At 68.7% G+C, this 17,308-nt stretch carries 14 protein-coding genes; 7 read left to right on the top strand and 7 right to left on the bottom strand.

Features of this window, described 5'->3' with window-relative positions; genetic code table 11:
* Positions 1-37 precede the first annotated feature (37 nt).
* From PVT71_RS12685 to PVT71_RS12695, 3 genes are all read left to right on the top strand, one after another.
* Positions 38-298 carry a phosphopantetheine-binding protein gene (locus tag PVT71_RS12685; protein ID WP_095883005.1) on the top strand — a complete coding sequence of 87 codons (261 nt, stop codon included), beginning with the start codon at positions 38-40 and terminating at the stop codon, positions 296-298.
* A complete protein-coding gene (locus PVT71_RS12690; RefSeq protein WP_353472149.1) occupies positions 295-1,503 on the top strand; it encodes a beta-ketoacyl-[acyl-carrier-protein] synthase family protein in 1,209 nt (402 codons plus the stop codon). Before PVT71_RS12685 ends, PVT71_RS12690 begins: the two co-directional genes overlap by 4 nt.
* A 148-nt stretch (positions 1,504-1,651) precedes the next feature.
* A complete protein-coding gene (locus tag PVT71_RS12695) occupies positions 1,652-2,203 on the top strand; it encodes an NAD(P)H-dependent oxidoreductase (protein ID WP_353472150.1) in 552 nt (183 codons plus the stop codon).
* A gap of 73 nt (positions 2,204-2,276) precedes the next feature.
* Here the strand turns inward: PVT71_RS12695 and gap are convergent, their stop codons facing one another.
* Positions 2,277-3,278, bottom strand: a complete 1,002-nt coding sequence (gene gap, locus PVT71_RS12700; protein ID WP_353472151.1) for a type I glyceraldehyde-3-phosphate dehydrogenase — start codon at positions 3,276-3,278, stop codon at positions 2,277-2,279.
* Between the two features lie 244 nt (positions 3,279-3,522).
* Between gap and PVT71_RS12705 the strand changes: the two genes are divergently transcribed.
* A complete protein-coding gene (locus PVT71_RS12705; RefSeq protein WP_353472152.1) occupies positions 3,523-4,488 on the top strand; it encodes a DUF808 domain-containing protein in 966 nt (321 codons plus the stop codon).
* 136 nt (positions 4,489-4,624) lie between these two features.
* Here the strand turns inward: PVT71_RS12705 and tkt are convergent, their stop codons facing one another.
* Positions 4,625-6,643 carry a transketolase gene (gene tkt / locus PVT71_RS12710; protein WP_353472153.1) on the bottom strand — a complete coding sequence of 673 codons (2,019 nt, stop codon included), beginning with the start codon at positions 6,641-6,643 and terminating at the stop codon, positions 4,625-4,627.
* A gap of 348 nt (positions 6,644-6,991) precedes the next feature.
* Between tkt and PVT71_RS12715 the strand changes: the two genes are divergently transcribed.
* Entirely contained in the window at positions 6,992-7,507 is a 516-nt protein-coding gene (locus PVT71_RS12715; protein ID WP_353472154.1) for a hypothetical protein, read from the top strand.
* A complete protein-coding gene (locus PVT71_RS12720) occupies positions 7,507-7,929 on the top strand; it encodes a cell division protein ZapA (RefSeq protein ID WP_353472155.1) in 423 nt (140 codons plus the stop codon). The genes PVT71_RS12715 and PVT71_RS12720 overlap by 1 nt, the downstream gene beginning before the upstream one ends.
* 193 nt (positions 7,930-8,122) lie before the next feature.
* Here the strand turns inward: PVT71_RS12720 and eno are convergent, their stop codons facing one another.
* Positions 8,123-9,400, bottom strand: coding sequence for a phosphopyruvate hydratase (gene eno / locus PVT71_RS12725; RefSeq protein WP_353472156.1), 1,278 nt, complete (start codon positions 9,398-9,400; stop codon positions 8,123-8,125).
* A gap of 247 nt (positions 9,401-9,647) precedes the next feature.
* On the opposite strand from eno, the gene PVT71_RS12730 reads away from it, so the two are divergent.
* Positions 9,648-10,835 (top strand): mechanosensitive ion channel family protein, encoded by a 1,188-nt coding sequence (locus tag PVT71_RS12730; protein ID WP_353472157.1) that lies wholly within the window; start codon positions 9,648-9,650, stop codon positions 10,833-10,835.
* Positions 10,836-10,844: 9 nt separating this feature from the next.
* Here PVT71_RS12730 and PVT71_RS12735 read toward each other — a convergent pair whose 3' ends face one another.
* The 4 genes from PVT71_RS12735 to glgX are packed head-to-tail and all read right to left on the bottom strand — an operon-like array spanning position 10,845 to position 17,307.
* The gene (locus tag PVT71_RS12735; RefSeq protein ID WP_353472158.1) at positions 10,845-11,735 is read right to left on the bottom strand and encodes a DMT family transporter; all 891 of its coding nucleotides are present in this window, start codon (positions 11,733-11,735) and stop codon (positions 10,845-10,847) included.
* Between the two features lie 15 nt (positions 11,736-11,750).
* Entirely contained in the window at positions 11,751-13,385 is a 1,635-nt protein-coding gene (locus tag PVT71_RS12740) for an alpha-D-glucose phosphate-specific phosphoglucomutase (protein WP_353472159.1), read from the bottom strand.
* Complete coding sequence (malQ, locus tag PVT71_RS12745) at positions 13,382-15,250, bottom strand: 4-alpha-glucanotransferase (RefSeq protein ID WP_353472160.1); 1,869 nt, start codon at positions 15,248-15,250, stop codon at positions 13,382-13,384. The genes PVT71_RS12740 and malQ overlap by 4 nt, the downstream gene beginning before the upstream one ends.
* Positions 15,247-17,307, bottom strand: a complete 2,061-nt coding sequence (gene glgX, locus PVT71_RS12750) for a glycogen debranching protein GlgX (RefSeq protein WP_353472161.1) — start codon at positions 17,305-17,307, stop codon at positions 15,247-15,249. Before glgX ends, malQ begins: the two co-directional genes overlap by 4 nt.
* Position 17,308: the final 1 nt, after the last annotated feature.

Raw genomic sequence — 17,308 nt, forward strand, 5'->3', positions numbered from 1 at the left:
TGACACTGACGCTGCGACGACAAGGGGAGCGCCGCACATGACTGTGAAAGACAAGGTCATCGAGATCATCGCCGAACAGGCGGTTCTCGAACCCTCGGACGTGACCATGGACAGCACGCTCGAGGACCTGGGGATCGACAGCCTTGGTCTTGTCGAAAGCATCTTCGCCATCGAGGAAGCCTTCGACATCTCGGTTCCGTTCAACGCCAACGAGCCCGAACAGAGCGATTTCGACATCTCCTCGGTGTCGACCATCGTCGCCGGGATCGAGAAGCTGGTGGCCGAGCAGACCGCGTGAAACGGGTCGTCATTACGGGCGCAGGCACGATCAACGCGCTGGGGCGCGGCGTGCCTGCAACCTTCGAGGCCATGCGCGAAGGGCGCTGCGGCATCGGGGAACTGGACTTCCGGGACGTCGAGCGCCTGGCCATCCGCATCGGCGGCCAGATCAAGGGCTACGAGCCGGAAGAAACCTTCAACCGCCAGCAATTGTCGCTCTATGACCGCTTCACGCAATTCGCGCTGATCGCGGCGCGCGAGGCGATCGCGCAGTCCGGGCTGGAATTCCACGGCGACATGGCCGACCGCTCGGGCGTGGTGCTGGGTACCTCCGGCGGCGGGCTGACCACGCAGGACGAGAACTACCGCTCGGTCTACGAGGAGGGCAAGAACCGCGTCCATCCCTTCGTCGTGCCGAAGCTGATGAACAACGCCGCCGCCAGCCATGTCAGCATGGAGTTCAACCTCCGCGGCCCGACCTTCACCGTCGCCACCGCCTGCGCCAGTTCCAACCACGCCATGGGGCTCGCCTTCCAGATGGTCCGTTCGGGCGCGTGCCCGGCGATGATCACCGGCGGGTCGGAGTCGATGCTCTGCTTCGGCGGGGTGAAGGCCTGGGAAGGGCTGCGGGTCATGTCGAAAGACGCCTGCCGCCCGTTCTCGGCCAACCGCAACGGCATGGTGCAGGGCGAGGGCGCGGGGGTCTACGTCTTCGAGGAGTACGAGCACGCGCGGGCGCGCGGCGCCGAGATCCTCGCCGAGGTGGTGGGCTTTGCCATGACCTCGGACGCGGCCGACATCGTCATGCCCTCCAAGCAGGGCGCGGCACGGGCGATCTCGGGCGCGCTGCGCGACGGGCGCATCGACCGCGACGAGGTGGGCTACATCAATGCGCACGGCACCGGCACCGCCGCCAATGACAAGACCGAATGCGCCGCCGTGGCCGACGCCATGGGGCCGCAGGCGGACCGGCTGATGATCTCCTCGACCAAGTCCATGCACGGGCACTGCATCGGCGGCACCGGCGCGGTCGAGCTGCTGGCCTGCCTCATGGCGCTGCGCGACGGGGTGATCGCGCCCACGATCAACCACGAAGAGTTCGACCCGGAATGCGCGCTCGACGTGGTGCCGAACGAGGCGCGCGAGGCCAAGGTCTCGGTGGTGCTGTCGAACGCCTTCGCCTTCGGCGGACTCAACGCCGTGCTGGCGCTGCGCAAGGTCTGAGCGCGCAAGCAACGGGCAGGGCGCCCGCGCCCTGCCGCCGCGCCCCGCGGTTCCGCGCATCCCCGCGCAGATCCGGTGCGCAAATCGGCCTCCTGCTTCCCTCCCGCCGCCCCATATCCCGGGGCGAAGGCAAGGAAAGGAGACTGTCATGTCCAGGAAAGTTGCCGTGCTCGTGGGCTCTCTGCGCGAGGGCTCGTACAACCGCAAGCTCGCCCATGTGCTGGCCGATCTCGCCCCCGAGGGGCTGGAGTTCGACTTCGTCGAGATCGGCGACCTGCCGCTCTACAACCCCGACCGCGACGAGGGCACGCCGCCCGCCGCATGGACCCGCTTCCGCGCCGAAGTGAAATCCGCCGATGCCGTGCTCTTCGTGACGCCCGAGTACAACCGCGGCCTGCCCGCGGCAATGAAGAACGCGCTCGACGTCGGCTCGCGCCCCTATGGGTCCAGCGTCTGGGACGGCAAGCCCGCCGCCGTGGTCACCGGCTCGCCGGGCGGCATCGCGGGCTTCGGCGCCAACCACCAGCTGCGCCAGTCGCTGGTCTTCCTCAACGTCCACCCGATGCAGCAGCCCGAGGCCTACGTCGGCAACATCATGCAGCTGATCGGCGAGGACGGGCAGGTCACCAGCGAGGACACGAGGAAATTCCTCGGCTCGGTGATGACCGCCTTTGCCGCCTGGATCGAGAAGATCGCCTGACATTGGCGGACGGCACAATGGAAAAGGGCGGCCCCAGGGGCCGCCCTTCGCCATTTCGGGAAATCCCGAAAGATCAGTTGAGCGTGCGGCCCAGCTCGGCGGCAACGTCCGCCATGCGCGCCGAAAAGCCCCACTCGTTGTCGTACCAGGCCAGCACGCGCACGGTGCGGCCGATGACCTTGGTCTGGTCCGGCGCGAAGATCGAGCTGTGCGTCGTGTGGTTGAAGTCGATCGAGACCTTGGGTTCGGGATCGTAGGCCAGCACCGAGCCCATGCGGCCGGCGGCGGCCTCGCGGATGATCTCGTTGATGTCGGCGACGGTCACGTCCTTGCCCGCCTGGAAGGTCAGGTCCACGGCCGAGACGTTCGGCGTCGGCACGCGGATCGACGAGCCGTCGAGCTTGCCCTTGAGGTTCGGCAGCACCTCGCCGAGCGCCTTGGCGGCACCGGTCGAGGTCGGGATCATCGCCATGGCCGCGGCGCGGGCGCGGTAGAGGTCCTTGTGGCGGCGGTCGAGCGTCGGCTGGTCGCCGGTATAGCTGTGGATCGTGGTCATGATCCCGCTCTCGATGCCCACCGCCTCGTCGAGCACCTTGGCCAGCGGCGCCAGCGCGTTGGTGGTGCACGACCCGTTCGAGACCATGATGTGGCCCTTCTGCAGCTCGCGGTGGTTCACGCCGTAGACGATGGTCTTCTGCACGTTCTTCGCCGGGGCCGAGATCAGCACCGATTTCGCGCCCTGGTGGATGTGCTGGACGGCCTTCTCGCCGTCGTTGAAGTTGCCGGTGCATTCCAGCACGACGTCGCAGCCGGTCCAGTCGAGCTCGGCCATGTTGTAGGTCGACATGACCTCCATCGGGCCGCGGCCGATGTCCATGCTGGTGCCGTTCACCCGCACCTCGCCGCCGAAGCGGCCATGCACGCTGTCGTAGCGCAGCAGGTGGGCTGCGGTCTCGATCGGCCCGGTGGCGTTGATCTTCACCACCTGCACGTCGTTGCGCGCGCTCTCTGCAATATGGGCGAGGGTGCAGCGGCCAATGCGGCCGAATCCATTGATGCCGACGGTCACGGTCATGGAGCGGTCTCCTGGTCAGGATGGGGTCGTTGGGAGGGAACTTTCCTATCCGTATACATAGGTGTGCCGGGGCAGCAACGCGAAAAGGACAGGAATTGCAGTATGTTAGCGATAAACCATGCTGCGGGCGCTAACATGGGAAGCTGATAGCGTATAAGCTTGGGCAGTGCCGCGACGGCAGGCCCAAGCCTTGCGCAATGCGCGCACCGGATTACCTTGGGGCCAGAACAGGACGGAGCAGGACATGAGCGGACTTCTCGCGCTTCTCGACGACGTGGCGGGAATCGCCAAGCTGGCGGCGGCCTCGGTCGACGACATCTCGGCCAGCGCCGCCAAGGCCGGTTCCAAGGCCGCGGGCGTGGTGATCGACGACGCGGCGGTGACGCCGAAATACGTGGACGGGTTCGAGGCCAAGCGCGAGCTGCCGATCATCTGGCGCATCGCCCGCGGCTCGGTGTTCAACAAGATCGTCATCCTGCTGCCGCTGGCGCTGCTGCTCTCGAGCTTCGCGCCCTGGATGATCCCGCCGCTGCTGATCGCCGGCGGCTCCTACCTCTGCTTCGAGGGTGCCGAGAAGGTGCTGCACGTGCTGCGCCCGGGCGCCCACAAGACGGCGGCCAAGGGCACCGAGACCGGCAATGCCGCGCATATCGAGGAGCAGAAGGTCAAGGGCGCGATCAAGACCGACTTCATCCTCTCGGCCGAGATCATGACCATCGCGCTCTCGGCGATCGAGGCGCCCGAGCTCTGGGTGCGCGCCGCCGCGCTCGGCATCGTCGCCGTCGCCATCACCGCGGGGATCTACGGCACCGTCGCGGTGATCGTGAAGATGGACGACATCGGCCTCTGGATGGCGCGCGTCGGCCGCTTCGGGGTGACCCGCTCGATCGGCCGCGGCATCGTCAAGGGCATGCCCTGGGTGATGAAGATCCTCGGCACGGTGGGCACCGTCGCGATGCTCTGGGTGGGCGGCTCGATCCTCGTGCATTCGCTGGCGCAGATGGGCTGGCACCTGCCCGAGGAAACGATCCACCACTGGGCCGAGGCCGCGACGCAGGGGCTCTCCGAGGAGCTGCGCCCCGCCGGGCTTTGGACGGTCACCGCGGTGATCGACGGCGTGCTCGGCGTGCTCTGGGGGATGATCCTCGTGCCCATCGTCACGAAGCTGATCCTGCCGCTCTTCGGGGTCAGGAAGCAGGCCGCGCACTGAGCCCCGCCACCCCGCCCATCCCCCGAAAGCAGGAAGGGCGCCCCGCGAGAGGCGCCCTTCGTCATTCTTCTCTTTCCAAATACGCCGGGGGTGAGCCCGAAGGGCGAGGGGGCGGAGCCCCCTCCCGGCGCCCGGATCAGAGCAGGCCCTTGACCTTGGTGACCACGTTCTCCGCGGTGATGCCGAACTTCTCGTAGAGCACTTCCGCCGGGGCCGAGGCGCCGAAGCTGTCCATGCCGACGAAGGCCTGCTTGGCCTCGCGGCCGCGCTCGCCGAGCAGCCAGCGGTCCCAGCCGCCGAGGCGGGTGGCCGCCTCGACGCCGACGCGCACCGGACCTGCCGGCAGCACGCGCTTGCGATAGGCCTCGTCCTGCTGGGCGAAGAGCTCCATGCAGGGCATGGAGACGACGCGGGTGCCGATGCCCTCGGCCTGCAGCGCGTCGCGCGCGGCGAGGGCGATCTCGACCTCGGAGCCGGTGGCGATGAGGATCGCCTGGCGCTTGCCCTCGGCCTCGGCGAGCACGTAGGCGCCCTTCGAGGTGAGGTTGTTGGTCTTGTGCTCGCGGCGCACGGTCGGCAGGTTCTGGCGGGTCAGCGACAGGACCGACGGCGTGGTCTTCTGCGTCAGCGCGATTTCCCAGGCTTCGGCGGTCTCGACGGTGTCGGCCGGACGGAACACCAGCGTGTTCGGCGTCGCGCGGCTGATCGCCAGGTGCTCGACCGGCTGGTGGGTCGGGCCGTCCTCGCCGAGGCCGATGGAATCGTGGGTCATCACGAAGACCGTCGGGATCTGCATCAGCGCGGCGAGGCGCATCGCGGGACGCGCGTAGTCGGTGAAGGCCATGAAGGTGCCGCCGTAGGGGCGCAGCCCGCCGTGCAGCGCCATGCCGTTCATTGCCGCCGCCATGCCGTGCTCGCGGATGCCCCAGTAGACGTAGCGGCCCTTGCGCTCGGAGACGTCGAAGACGCCGAGGTCACCGGTCTTGGTGTTGTTCGAGCCGGTGAGGTCGGCCGAGCCGCCCACGGTCTCGGGCATGATCGGGTTGACCACCTCGAGCACCATTTCCGAGCTCTTGCGGGTGGCGACCTTCGGGCCCTCGTCCGAGACCTGCTTCTTCAGCGCGCGGATCACCGCCGACAGCTTCTTCGGCGCGTCGCCGTCCTGCTGGCGGGTGAAGTCCTTCTGGCGGCTTTCCGACAGGGCGGCGAAGCGCTCTTCCCACTCGGCGCGATCGGCGGCGCCGCGGCTGCCGACCTCTTCCCACCAGGACTTGACGTCCGCGGGCACTTCGAACGGGCCGGTGGTCCAGCCCCAGACCTTCTTGGCCTCGGCGTTCTGCTCGGCGTTGGTCAGCGCGCCGTGACCCTTCGAGGTGTCCTGCGCGGCGTGGCCGAGGGCGATGTGCGTCTGGCAGGCGATCATCGTCGGCTGCGCGCTCTTCTTCGCCGCCACGATGGCCGCGTCGATCGCCTCGGGGTCATGGCCGTCGATCTCGATGACTTCCCAGCCCGCCGAGCGGAAGCGCGTCACCTGGTCGGTGGCGTCCGAGAGCGAGACCTTGCCGTCGATGGTGATGCCGTTGTTGTCCCAGAAGACGATGAGCTTGCCCAAGCCGTAGCGGCCGGCGAGGGTGATCGCCTCCTGGCTCACGCCCTCCATCAGGCAGCCGTCGCCGGCGATGACATAGGTGTGGTGATCCACGACCTTCTTGCCGAAGCGCGCGCGCAGGATCTCTTCACCCATGGCGAAGCCCACGGCGGTGGCGATGCCCTGGCCGAGCGGGCCGGTGGTGGTCTCGATGGCATCGGCGTGGAAGTTCTCGGGGTGGCCCGCGGTGCGCGCGCCCCACTGGCGGAAGTTCTTCACTTCCTCAAGGGTGATCTGTTCGTCGCCGGCAAGGTAGAGCAGCGAGTAGAGCAGCATCGAGCCGTGGCCTGCCGAGAGGATGAACCGGTCGCGGTCCGCCCATTTCGGGTTCTTGGCGTCGAACTTGAGGTGCTTGGAATAGAGCACGGTCGCCACGTCGGCCATGCCGATGGGCATGCCGGAGTGGCCGGAATTCGCAGCCGCCACCGCGTCCAGCGTCAGCGCGCGGATGGCGCAGGCGCGGGTCCAGTGGTCGGGGTTCTTGGCTTTGAGTGCAGAAATGTCCACGGGGCTTTGTCCTCTTGCCGGAAGCCTGTTGACCGGCTCAATAGCAGCGCTGCCGATAAGTTCAAGCTTCGCGGCCGGATCCCCGCGTAAACTGGATGAAGCAAGGGCCGTAAGGCCTTGGAACTTCTGGCGAGCATTTTCCCGGCCCGCTTGTTATCCTTGACCGGACCGGAAGGGTGTTGATTCGCCTTTCCGATCTCTTTGGTATAGGTCGGCGGGAACGGTCCGCAGACCGGCCCGCGGGGCCGGGTGCGGAGGCGGGACAGGCTGGCCGGTGCGCGGGGGATGCCCCCGGACGGACGGCCCGGACCGGTACCCGGGAAGAAGACAGGGAACAAGGGACGCAGGATGAGCCAGATCGACGAGTTGCACTCCAGGATCACGCGCGCGCTCGACCGCATCTCGACCGGGGTCGAGATGCTGGGCTCGGTGCCGCAGGGCGAGGGCACGGGAGATGGCGAAGCGTCGGCGCTGCGCACGGCGCTGGACGAGGAGCGCATGGCCAATGCCCAGCTCGAGGAGCGGGTCCGGCAACTGCACGCGCAGCTCGAGGGCGGCGACGACGCCTCCGGCGAGGCCGAGGCGCTGGCCGCCCGGCTCGAGGCGCAGCGCGGCGCCATGGCGGCGCTCGACGGCGAGCTGCAGCGGCTGCGCCAGGCCAATGACATGCTGATGCGCTCGCAGGCCGAGATGCGCGCGGCGCTCGAGCAGGGGCTCGGCGAGCCGCATCTCGTCAACCAGGCCATGCTGGCCGAGCTCGAGTCGCTGCGCGCCGCGCGCGGCGCCGAGGAGGCCGAGGCACGGGCGCTGATCGCCGGGCTCGAACCGGTGCTGGCCGCCGCCACCAAGACGGAGGACATGTGATGTCGCAGATCGAGGTCGAGATCCTGATCGGGGGCCGCAGCTTCGAGGTGGCCTGCCAGCAGGGCGAGGAACAGTACCTGCAGGCCGCCGCCCGGATGCTGGACACCGAGGCACAGGTGCTTGTCGGCCAGATCGGCCGCATGCCCGAGGCGCGGATGCTGCTGATGTCGGGGCTCATGCTGGCGGACAAGACCGCCGGGCTCGAGGACCGGCTGCGCGAGACCGAGGACCGGCTGCGCGAGGCCGAGGAACGCATCGCCGCGATGGGATCCGAGCTGCGGGTGCTGCGTGACGCGCCGCCGCCCGAGCCCGAGCGGGTCGAGGTGCCGGTGATCCCGCGCAGCCTGACCGAGGCCATGGCCGAGCTCGCCGCCCGCGCCGAGGCGCTGGCCGAGGCCGTGGAAGAGAAGGCCACTGGCTGACGCAACGCGCGTTCTACCAGGTCCGAATATCCCGGGGGAATCCGCGAAGCGGACGGGGGCAGAGCCCCCTCCGGGCGTTCCGCCTGCGGCGCGGCCGGAACAGGGCGTATTTGGAAAGAGAAGAAGGGGCGGGCGCGCCCATGAAAAAGGGCGGGGAATTTCCCCGCCCTTCGTCATTTCAGAAGCGCGCCGCTCAGCGCTTGAGGATCGAGCGGCCGGCGTATTCCGCCGCCTCGCCCAGCATTTCCTCGATGCGGATCAGCTGGTTGTACTTGGCGAGCCGGTCCGACCGGGCCAGCGAGCCGGTCTTGATCTGGCCGCAGTTGGTGGCGACGGCGAGGTCGGCGATGGTGGCGTCCTCGGTCTCGCCCGAGCGGTGCGACATCACGTTGGTGTAGCGCGCGCGGTGGGCCATATCGACGGCCTTCAGCGTCTCGGACAGCGAGCCGATCTGGTTGACCTTCACCAGCATCGAGTTCGCCACGCCCTGCTCGATGCCCATGGCGAGGCGCTCGGGGTTGGTGACGAAGAGATCGTCGCCGACCAGCTGGACCTTGTCGCCGAGCGCTTCGGTCAGCAGCTTCCAGCCTTCCCAGTCATCCTCGGCGCAACCATCTTCAATGGAGATGATCGGGTATTCTTCGCAGAGCTTGGCGAGGTAGGCGACGTTCTCGGCGGAGGTGAGCGAGAGGCCTTCGCCCTTCATCTCGTACTTGCCATTCTTGAAGTATTCGGTCGAGGCGCAGTCGAGCGCGAGGTAGATGTCCTCGCCGGGCTTGTAGCCGGCCTTCTCGATCGATTTCAGGATGAAGTCGAGCGCGTCCTTGGTCGAGGCGAGTTCCGGCGCGAAGCCGCCCTCGTCGCCGAGGCCGGTCGACATGCCCGCCGCCGAAAGCTCCTTCTTCAGCGTGTGGAAGACTTCCGAACCCATGCGCACGGCGTCGCGGATGTTCTCCGCCGAGACCGGCATGATCATGAATTCCTGGATGTCGATCGGGTTGTCGGCATGCTCGCCGCCGTTGATGATGTTCATCATCGGGACGGGCAGCATCCGCGCCGAGGTGCCGCCGACGTAGCGGTAGAGCGGCTGGCCGGTGAATTCCGCCGCCGCCTTGGCCACCGCCAGCGAGACACCGAGGATGGCGTTGGCGCCGAGCCGGCCCTTGTTGTCGGTGCCGTCGAGCTCGATCATCGCCATGTCGATGGCAAGCTGCTCGGTGGCGTCGAAGCCGACGATGGTCTCGGCGATCTCGCCGTTGACCGCGGCCACGGCCTCGAGCACGCCCTTGCCCATGTAGCGCGACTTGTCTCCGTCGCGCTTCTCGACGGCCTCGTGCACGCCGGTCGAGGCGCCCGAGGGCACCGCGGCGCGGCCCATGGTGCCGTCTTCCAGCGTGACGTCGACTTCGACGGTGGGATTGCCGCGGCTGTCGAGGATTTCGCGGGCGTGAATGTCGATGATGATGCTCATGGGTCCCTCGCAAAGGAATGGGTTCGCGAGAGCTATAGCAGGGGTGCGGCGGATGTAAATAATCGTGCTAACGCTAACAGTGCCTGTTCCCATGGGGTTGCGCTAACAACCCCATGGGCTTGCAGCATTGTTTTTTGCCCTGCCGCGAAACGCCCCTAGGTTTTTGCTGCAGGTGCAAAGGCAATCGGCAGCAGGAAAGGCCGCGCGAGGGCCGCCGGGGGAGGACGGCGCCCTGCGGAGATTAGGCATGGAACAGGAACTGAGCGAGATCGGCCAGCAGGTCGCCGAGATGTCTGACCTTGACTTGCTCGAGCGGCAGGTCGCGGATTTCTCCGAGACGGTCGAGGCGATCCTGCCGGTGCTGCCAGGTTGGGTCATGCCGCTGGCGGTGCTGGGGCTGGCCTTCGTGATCGGGGTGCTGGCCTACCGGCTGGTGTTCGGACTTCTGACGCGTTTGGTGGCCGGGCGCGACCTCTTCTGGCGCAGCCTCGTGTCGCGCACGCGGCGGCCGCTGCGCATGGGGCTGGTGGTGTTCTTCCTTGCCATCGGCGTCGCCGTCGCGCCGATGGGGGCGGACTGGCGGGACCTTGCGCAGCACGCGCTGCTCATCGCCTTCATCGTGCTGGTGGCTTGGGTGATCCACACCGCGCTCAACATCTGGACCACGGTGCACCTGCGCAAGTTCTCGCTCGACGCCGAGGACAACACGCTGGCGCGCAAGCACGTCACGCAGAGCCGCATCCTCGTGCGGCTGGCGGGCTGGCTGATCCTCATCGTCACGGTCTCGGCCATGCTGATGACCTTTCCGGGCGTGCGGCAATGGGGCGTGTCGCTGCTGGCCTCGGCGGGGGCGGCGGGGATCGTCGTGGGCTTTGCCTTCCAGCCGGTGCTGAAGAACCTCATCGCCGGGATCCAGCTGGCGATCACCCAGCCGATCCGCATCGACGACGCGGTGATCGTCGAGGGCGAGTGGGGCTGGATCGAGGAGATCACCGGCACCTACGTGGTGATCAAGATCTGGGACTGGCGGCGGCTGATCGTGCCGCTGAGCTACTTCATCGAACAGCCGTTCCAGAACTGGACGCGCGACGGGGCCTCGCTGATCGGCGGCGTGCTGCTCTATCTCGACCATTGCGCCGACATCCAGCGCATCCGCGACCGCATGGGCGAGATCTGCCGCGAGAGCGAGCTCTGGGACGGCAACGTGTGCCACCTGCAGGTCAACGACTTCCGCGAGCGGGTGATGGAGATCCGCATCCTCGCCTCGGCCCGCAATGCGCCGCGCACCTACGACCTGCGCTGCGAGATCCGCGAGAAGCTGATCACCTTCATCCAGCGCGAGATGCCCGAGGCACTGCCCCGCACGCGCGAGACGGTCTCGGTGGATGCGGCGCACCGGGCGAGCTCGCCGGGGATCGAGGTGGTGGGCGGCTGAGCCGCCGCCTCAGAGCCCCCGGTCCACGTCCCGCTGCTGCGCGCGCAGCAGCCGGTGCTCGCGCACGAAGGTGTAGAGCCCCGCGGTGAGGATCAGCGCCGCCCCGGCATAAGTCCAGCCGTCGGGACGGTCGCCGAAGAACAGGATGCCGAGGCTCGCGGTGAAGATCAGCCGCGTGTAGCGGAAGGGCGAGACCGCGGCGACCTCGGCAAGGCGCATCGCCGTGGTGACGGCAAGATAGCCGCCCGCGGTCACCGCCACCGCCGCCGCGATGGGCAGCATGGCGGGCGGGGTGAAGACCGGCGCCGAGCCGGAGAGCAGCATCAGCACCAGCCCGACCGGCGCGATCGAGACCATGCCCCAGGCCGAGACCACGACCGAGGGGATCTCGGCGGGCAGGGTGCGGGTGACGAGATCGCGCGCCGCAAGCCCGATCACCCCGACCACGGCGAAGACCGTCCAGCCCGAGAACTCGGCGCCGAAGGGGCGGATCACCATCAGCATGCCGACGAGGCCGACACCGATCGCCGACCAGCGCCGCCAGCCGACGCTCTCGCCGAGGAACAGCGCCGCGCCGAGCGTCACCGCCAGCGGCGCGGTCTGCATGATCGCCGCCATGACCGAGAGCGGGATGTGCGACAGGCCGATGATCATGCCGAGGCCGCCGACCATCTCGAAGACGTTGCGCAGCAGCACCCGCGGGTGGAAGGCGTCGGCGCGGCGCAGCGGCAGCTTCCTGAGCCGCGCGAGGATCAGGAAGACGCAGCAGCCGCCGAGGCCGATGGCCATCATCACCTGCCCCGAAGAGGCCGCGCGGGTCGAGAGCTTGATGAAGGCATCGCTGAGGGCCAGCAATGCCATGCCAAGCACCATCAGCGAGATGGCGCGTAGGGTATCCATGGTCTTGTCTTTCGTTCAGGTGATGACGTCGGGCTCGGTCCGGCCGGTGCGGGTGCGGATGCCGGCGATGGCCTCGGCGGCGGCGATGACCGGGGCGAGCGCCTCCTGCGGGTCGAGCGCGAAGCTTGCGGGATCGGTCTCGACCTTCTCGAGGTAGACGCGCAGAGTCGCGCCCTCGGTGCCGGTGCCCGAGAGCCGCAGCACCAGCCGCGAGCCGCCCTCGAAACCGATCTGAAGCCCCTGGTTCTCGGACCGCGAGCCATCGACCGGGTCGTCATAGGCGAATTCCTCGGCGGAGGTGACGGTCATGCCCGCGACCTCGGTGCCGGGCAGGGTGGCGAGCTGGTCGCGCACGTGGTCCATCAGCCCGTTCGCCGCGCCCGCATCGACGCCCTCGTAATCGTGACGCGAGTAGTAGTTGCGGCCGTATTGCTGCCAGTGCGCCTCCATCAGCTCGGCGACCGAGCACTGCTTCTGGGCCAGCACGTTGAGCCAGAAGAGCACGGCCCAGAGCCCGTCCTTCTCGCGCACGTGGTCCGAGCCGGTGCCGGCGCTTTCCTCGCCGCAGAGCGTGGCGCGGCCGGCGTCGAGCAGGTTGCCGAAGAACTTCCAGCCGGTGGGGGTGGCGTAGCAGTCGATGCCGAGGCTCTCGGCGACGCGGTCCACCGCGCCCGAGGTCGGCATCGAGCGCGCGACGCCCTTGAGCCCGCCCGCGTAGGCCGGAACCAGCGTGGCATTGGCGGCGAGCACGGCAAGGCTGTCCGAGGGGGTCACGTAGCAGTGCCGCCCGACGATCATGTTGCGGTCGCCGTCCCCGTCAGACGCGGCGCCGAAATCGGGGGCGTGGTCGCCCATCATCTCGTCCATCAGGGTCTTGGCCCAGATCGGGTTCGGATCGGGGTGGCCCTCGCCGAAATCGGGCAGCGGGATCGCGTTGATCACCGTGCCGGGGCCCGCGCCGAGGTCCTCTTCGAGGATCATCCGCGCATAGGGGCCGGTCACCGCGTGCATCGCGTCGAAGCGCATGGTGAAGCCCGAGCGGAAGAGCGCGTGGATCGCCTCGAAGTCGAAGATCTCCTTCATCAGCTCGGCGTAGTCGGCAACCGGATCGACGATCTCGATCTCCATGTCGCCGAGCATGACGGTGCCGGTGCCGGCCAGGCCGACGTCCTGGCTCTCGAGGATCTTGAACTCGGTGATCGTCCTGGTCGCCTCGAAGATCCTGTCGGTGATGGCTTCCGGCGCGGGGCCGCCGTTGGCGGCGTTGTACTTCACGCCGAAATCGCCCTCGGGGCCGCCGGGGTTGTGGCTGGCCGACAGGATGATGCCGCCGTCCGCGCCGCGCTTGCGGATGAGGTTCGAGGCGGCCGGGGTCGAGAGCAGCGCGCGCTCGCCGACGATGACCTTCTTCGCGCCGCTGGCCGCGGCCATGCGCAGCACGACCTGCGCCGCCTGCGAATTGAAGTGCCGCCCGTCACCGCCGAGAACGAGGGTCTTGCCTTCGACGCCGCCGATGCCGTTCCAGATGCTTTGAATGAAATTTTCGAGGTAATGGTGCCCCTGGAAGACCGGGGTCTTCTTGCGCAGGCCGGAGGTGCCCGGCTTCTGGCCCTCGATCGGCGCGGTGGAAACGGTGCGAATGTGCGTCATGGATGTCTCCTTCGCCCGGATGCATCCATGATCCGGGCGGCATTGGCAAGAACGGGTGTGTTTGCAATCTCTTGTGGGCCGAAGGGCAGGCGCTGGCGCCAGTTGGGATATTCCGAGACGGTGCCCGGAAGGTTGGGCTGGACGTCGCTGTCCAGCAGGTCCTCGACCTGCAGCGCCACGAGGCGGGATCGGGTCGCGGCGAGGACGTGGAACATCGCCTCGGGGGCCTCGGGCGGCAGGCCGTTGCGGAACTGGCCGCTGAGCCAGTCGAAACCCGCCAGCTCGCGCCCGCGCCAGCCGCGCATGCCGACCGCGTGGTCGCGCGGGGTGAGGCCGATGGCTTCGCGGATGTCGATCTCGCGGCCCGCGCGCCAGCCCTTCCAGGTGGGCAGGTCATGCGTGGTGAAACTGGCGATCACCGCCTCGTCGTAGGCCTCGGGGCGCTTGAACTCGGGCGGATCGCCGCGCTGCTCGAAGCAGGCGAGGCGGCAGCCCAGCAGGCCGCTGTCGTCCATCGCGTGGTGCAGCCCGTCGGGGATCACGCCGAGATCCTCGCCGATGATCACCCCGCCGCAGCGCGCCGCCTCGATCCGGGCGACGGCGAACATCGCCTCGCGCGGCATCTGCACGTAGGCGCCGGGCAAGCCGCCATCGTCGGGCACCCAGTAGGCGCGCTCGAAGCCGATGATGTGGTCGATCCGCAGCATGCCGCAGAAGCGCAGCTGCTGGCGCAGGGTGAGCGCCAGCGCCTCGAAGCCGGTCTCTTCCAGCGAGACCGGGTTGAACGGGGCAAGGCGCCAGTTCTGGCCCTGCGGCGCAAAGGCGTCGGGCGGGGCGCCGAGGCTGGCGCCGGTGGCAAAGCTGGCGCGGTCGGTCCAGGTCTCGGCCCCGTGCGGATGCGTGCCGACGGCAAGATCGAGGTAGAGCCCGTGGCTCATCCCCGCCTTGACCGCCCGGCGCTGCGCCTCGGCCACGGCGCCCTCGGCGGCATATTGCAGCCAGGCGTGGAAGCGGACGCGGTCCGCGAGGTCGCGCGCGGCCTGCAGCGACTGCGGGCTCTTCGGGTCCTGGTAGGCGGCCTCCCAGCCGTCCCAGTAGGCGCCGAGCTTTTCCGAGAGCGCCTGGTGCAGGGCGAAGCGCTGCAGCTCGTCGCCCTCGTGCCGCAGCCAGGCATCGAAGCCGGGGCCGGGCGGGGCGTTCAGGTACTCGGCCTCGAGCGCGGCGAGCCGGGCCGGGGTCTCGGCGGCGAAATCCACCACCGGGCCCGGCGCGGCGCTGGTGCCGGTGGGCAGGTAGAGCGGCGAGAGGCGGCGGCGGTGCGACGGGGTATAGGGGCTGAAGCCGCCGGGGTCAGCGACGTGGAACCCGGCATGGATCGGGTTGATGCCTAGGAACCCCGCGCCCTGCGCGCCGGCGCCCTCGGCCATGATCGCAAGATCGTCGAAGCTGCCGATGCCGCCCTGCGCCGCCGGGCGCAGGCAGGCCAGCGGCACCATCAGCCCCCAGCCGCGCTCGGGCAGCGGCAGGCGGGTCGGCGCGCTCAGCAGCCAGCAGGTCTCGCCGCCGCTTTCGAGCCGGTGCCGCCCCATCGGCAGCGCGGGCAGGCGGCCGTCACCCTCGAGTGCGCGGCCATCCTCGAGCGTGATCGTCCAGGCCCCCGGCAGGCCCAGCGTCGGCGGCTCGCCCCGGGTGCAGACATGCCATTTCGGCAGGTCGCGCACCGGCAGCGGCGCCTCACCCGCAAGGCCCATGGCGGCGAGCAGCGCGGCCTTGGTCTCGGGCGGGGTGCTGTGCCAGGTGCCGTAGAGATCTCGGTATTCGCCGAGGATCCCGGCCTGCGTCGCTCGGGTGTCGAGATCGTTCATGCGGGCTCCTCCGCCAGCAGCAGGACGGAGTTCGCCGCCAGCGTGACCGTGCCGCCGCGGATCGCGAGCGGCGCGGCGGTGGGATCGGACGTGTCGATGTGGCGTACCCAGCCGAAGCCCTCGCCGGGCTCGGGCAGGGTCAGCTCGACCGCCTCGCCGGCGTTGAGCGCGAGGTAGATCGCCTCCTCGCGCTGCTTGTAGAGCGGCGTGCCCGAGGCCATGCGCAGCTCGGCGGACAGCACCTTGAGATGGCCGTTGGTCCAGTCGGCGCGGGTCATCTCCTGCCCGTCGGGCCGCCACCAGAAGAGGTCGGGCACGCCGTCGACCCGTCGCGGCCGCGAATGCAGGTAGCGGCGCTGGCGCAGGATCGGGTGGGCCTTGCGGAAGGCGATGAGCTTGCGGGTGAAGGCAAGAAACGCCTCGTCGGGCTCGGTCCAGTCGATCCAGCCGGTCTCGTTGTCCTGTGCGTAGGCGTTGTTGTTGCCGCCCTGCGAATTGCCGATCTCGTCCCCGGCAAGGATCATCGGCGTGCCCTGACTCAGCAGCAGCGTCGCCATGAGGTTGCGGCGGCGCAGGGCGCGGGCCTCGAGAATCTCTGGATCATCCGTCGGGCCCTCGATGCCCATGTTGTCCGAGTAGTTCTCGCCGTGCCCGTCGCGGTTGTTCTCGCCGTTCGCCTCGTTGTGGCGCGCGTTGTACGAGACGAGATCGGTCAGCGTGAACCCGTCATGCGCGGTGAGCAGGTTGACCGAGGCGGTGGCGTTGCGCCCGGAATGGTCGAAGAGCCCGGCCGAGCCGGTGATCCGGTCGGCCATCACCGGCACGTGCCCCAGATCGCCGCGCCAGAACCGCCGCACCCCGTCGCGGTACTGGTCGTTCCATTCGCTGAAGGGCGGCGGGTAGCCGCCGAGCTGGTAGCCGCCGGGGCCGATGTCCCAGGGCTCGGCGATGAGCTTGCGCGCGGCCAGCACCGGGTCCTGCCGCAGCGCCTTGAAGAAGGCGGAGTTGCGGTCGAACCCCTGCGGCGTGCGCCCGAGCGTCGAGCAGAGGTCGAAGCGGAAGCCGTCGACGCCCATGGTGGTCGCCCAGTAGCGCAAGGAGTCCATCACCATGCGCAGCACCATCGGGTGGTCGAGGTTCAGCGTGTTGCCGGTGCCGGTGTCGTTGATGTAGAGGCGCCGGTCCTCGGGCAGGCGGTAGTAGCTGAGGTTGTCGAGCCCGCGGAAGCAGAGCGTCGGGCCATGCTCGTCGCCCTCGCAGCTGTGGTTGTAGACCACGTCGAGGATCACCTCGATCCCCGCGGCGTGCAGCCGGGCGACCATGTGCTGGAACTCCCAGAGCGCGCCCTGCGTGAGATAGCGCGGATCGGGCGCGAAGAAGCCCAGCGTCTGGTAGCCCCAGTAGTTGCGCAGCCCCTTGTCGAAGAGGAACTTGTCGTTGATGAAGGCCTGCACCGGGAGGAGCTCGACCGCGGTGATGCCGAGCTTGGTGAGGTACTCGAGCACCGGGTCCGAGGCGATGCCGAGAAAGCTGCCCGGGTGCTCGGCGCCGGGAAAGCGCTGGGTGAGCCCCTTCACATGCGCCTCGTAGATCACGCTTTTCGCAAGCCGCGTCTCGGGCGGCTTGATGCCGCCCCAGTCAAAGCTCGTGTCCTCGACGATCCCCTTGCACATGAAGGGCGCGCTGTCGGTGGTGCTGCGGGTCTCGCCGCCGCCGAAGAGCGCCTCGTTCCACACCGGGTGGCCGGTAATGCGCCGGGCGTAGGGGTCGAGCAGCAGCTTGTTGGGGTTGAAGCGGTGGCCCTGCTTGGGCTGGAAGGGGCCGTCGACGCGGTAGCCGTACTGCTGGCCCGGCGTCAGCCCCGGCACCCGCCCGTGCCAGACATCGCCGTCGCGCTCGGGCAGGGCGAGCCGGTGGGTTTCCGTGCCATCCTCGTCGAAAAGGCAGAGCGTGACGGCCTCGGCATGGGCGGAAAACACCGCGAAATTCACGCCATCACCGTCGAATGTCGCACCGAGCGGGCTGGCGGACCCCGCGAGGATGACCGGCTCGCTCATT

Origin of the sequence: Salipiger sp. H15 (assembly GCF_040409955.1) — a bacterium.
Lineage (GTDB): Bacteria > Pseudomonadota > Alphaproteobacteria > Rhodobacterales > Rhodobacteraceae > Salipiger.

Excerpts from the sequence above, each read along its gene's own strand:
- PVT71_RS12685 (WP_095883005.1), top strand. The coding sequence starts at position 38 with ATGACTGTGAAAGACAAGGTCATCGAGATCATCGCCGAACAGGCGGTT.
- PVT71_RS12695 (WP_353472150.1), top strand. The coding sequence starts at position 1,652 with ATGTCCAGGAAAGTTGCCGTGCTCGTGGGCTCTCTGCGCGAGGGCTCG.
- gap (WP_353472151.1), bottom strand. The coding sequence starts at position 3,278 with ATGACCGTGACCGTCGGCATCAATGGATTCGGCCGCATTGGCCGCTGC.
- PVT71_RS12705 (WP_353472152.1), top strand. The coding sequence starts at position 3,523 with ATGAGCGGACTTCTCGCGCTTCTCGACGACGTGGCGGGAATCGCCAAG.
- PVT71_RS12715 (WP_353472154.1), top strand. The coding sequence starts at position 6,992 with ATGAGCCAGATCGACGAGTTGCACTCCAGGATCACGCGCGCGCTCGAC.
- PVT71_RS12720 (WP_353472155.1), top strand. The coding sequence starts at position 7,507 with ATGTCGCAGATCGAGGTCGAGATCCTGATCGGGGGCCGCAGCTTCGAG.
- eno (WP_353472156.1), bottom strand. The coding sequence starts at position 9,400 with ATGAGCATCATCATCGACATTCACGCCCGCGAAATCCTCGACAGCCGC.
- PVT71_RS12730 (WP_353472157.1), top strand. The coding sequence starts at position 9,648 with ATGGAACAGGAACTGAGCGAGATCGGCCAGCAGGTCGCCGAGATGTCT.
- PVT71_RS12735 (WP_353472158.1), bottom strand. The coding sequence starts at position 11,735 with ATGGATACCCTACGCGCCATCTCGCTGATGGTGCTTGGCATGGCATTG.
- PVT71_RS12740 (WP_353472159.1), bottom strand. The coding sequence starts at position 13,385 with ATGACGCACATTCGCACCGTTTCCACCGCGCCGATCGAGGGCCAGAAG.
- malQ (WP_353472160.1), bottom strand. The coding sequence starts at position 15,250 with ATGAACGATCTCGACACCCGAGCGACGCAGGCCGGGATCCTCGGCGAA.
- glgX (WP_353472161.1), bottom strand. The coding sequence starts at position 17,307 with ATGAGCGAGCCGGTCATCCTCGCGGGGTCCGCCAGCCCGCTCGGTGCG.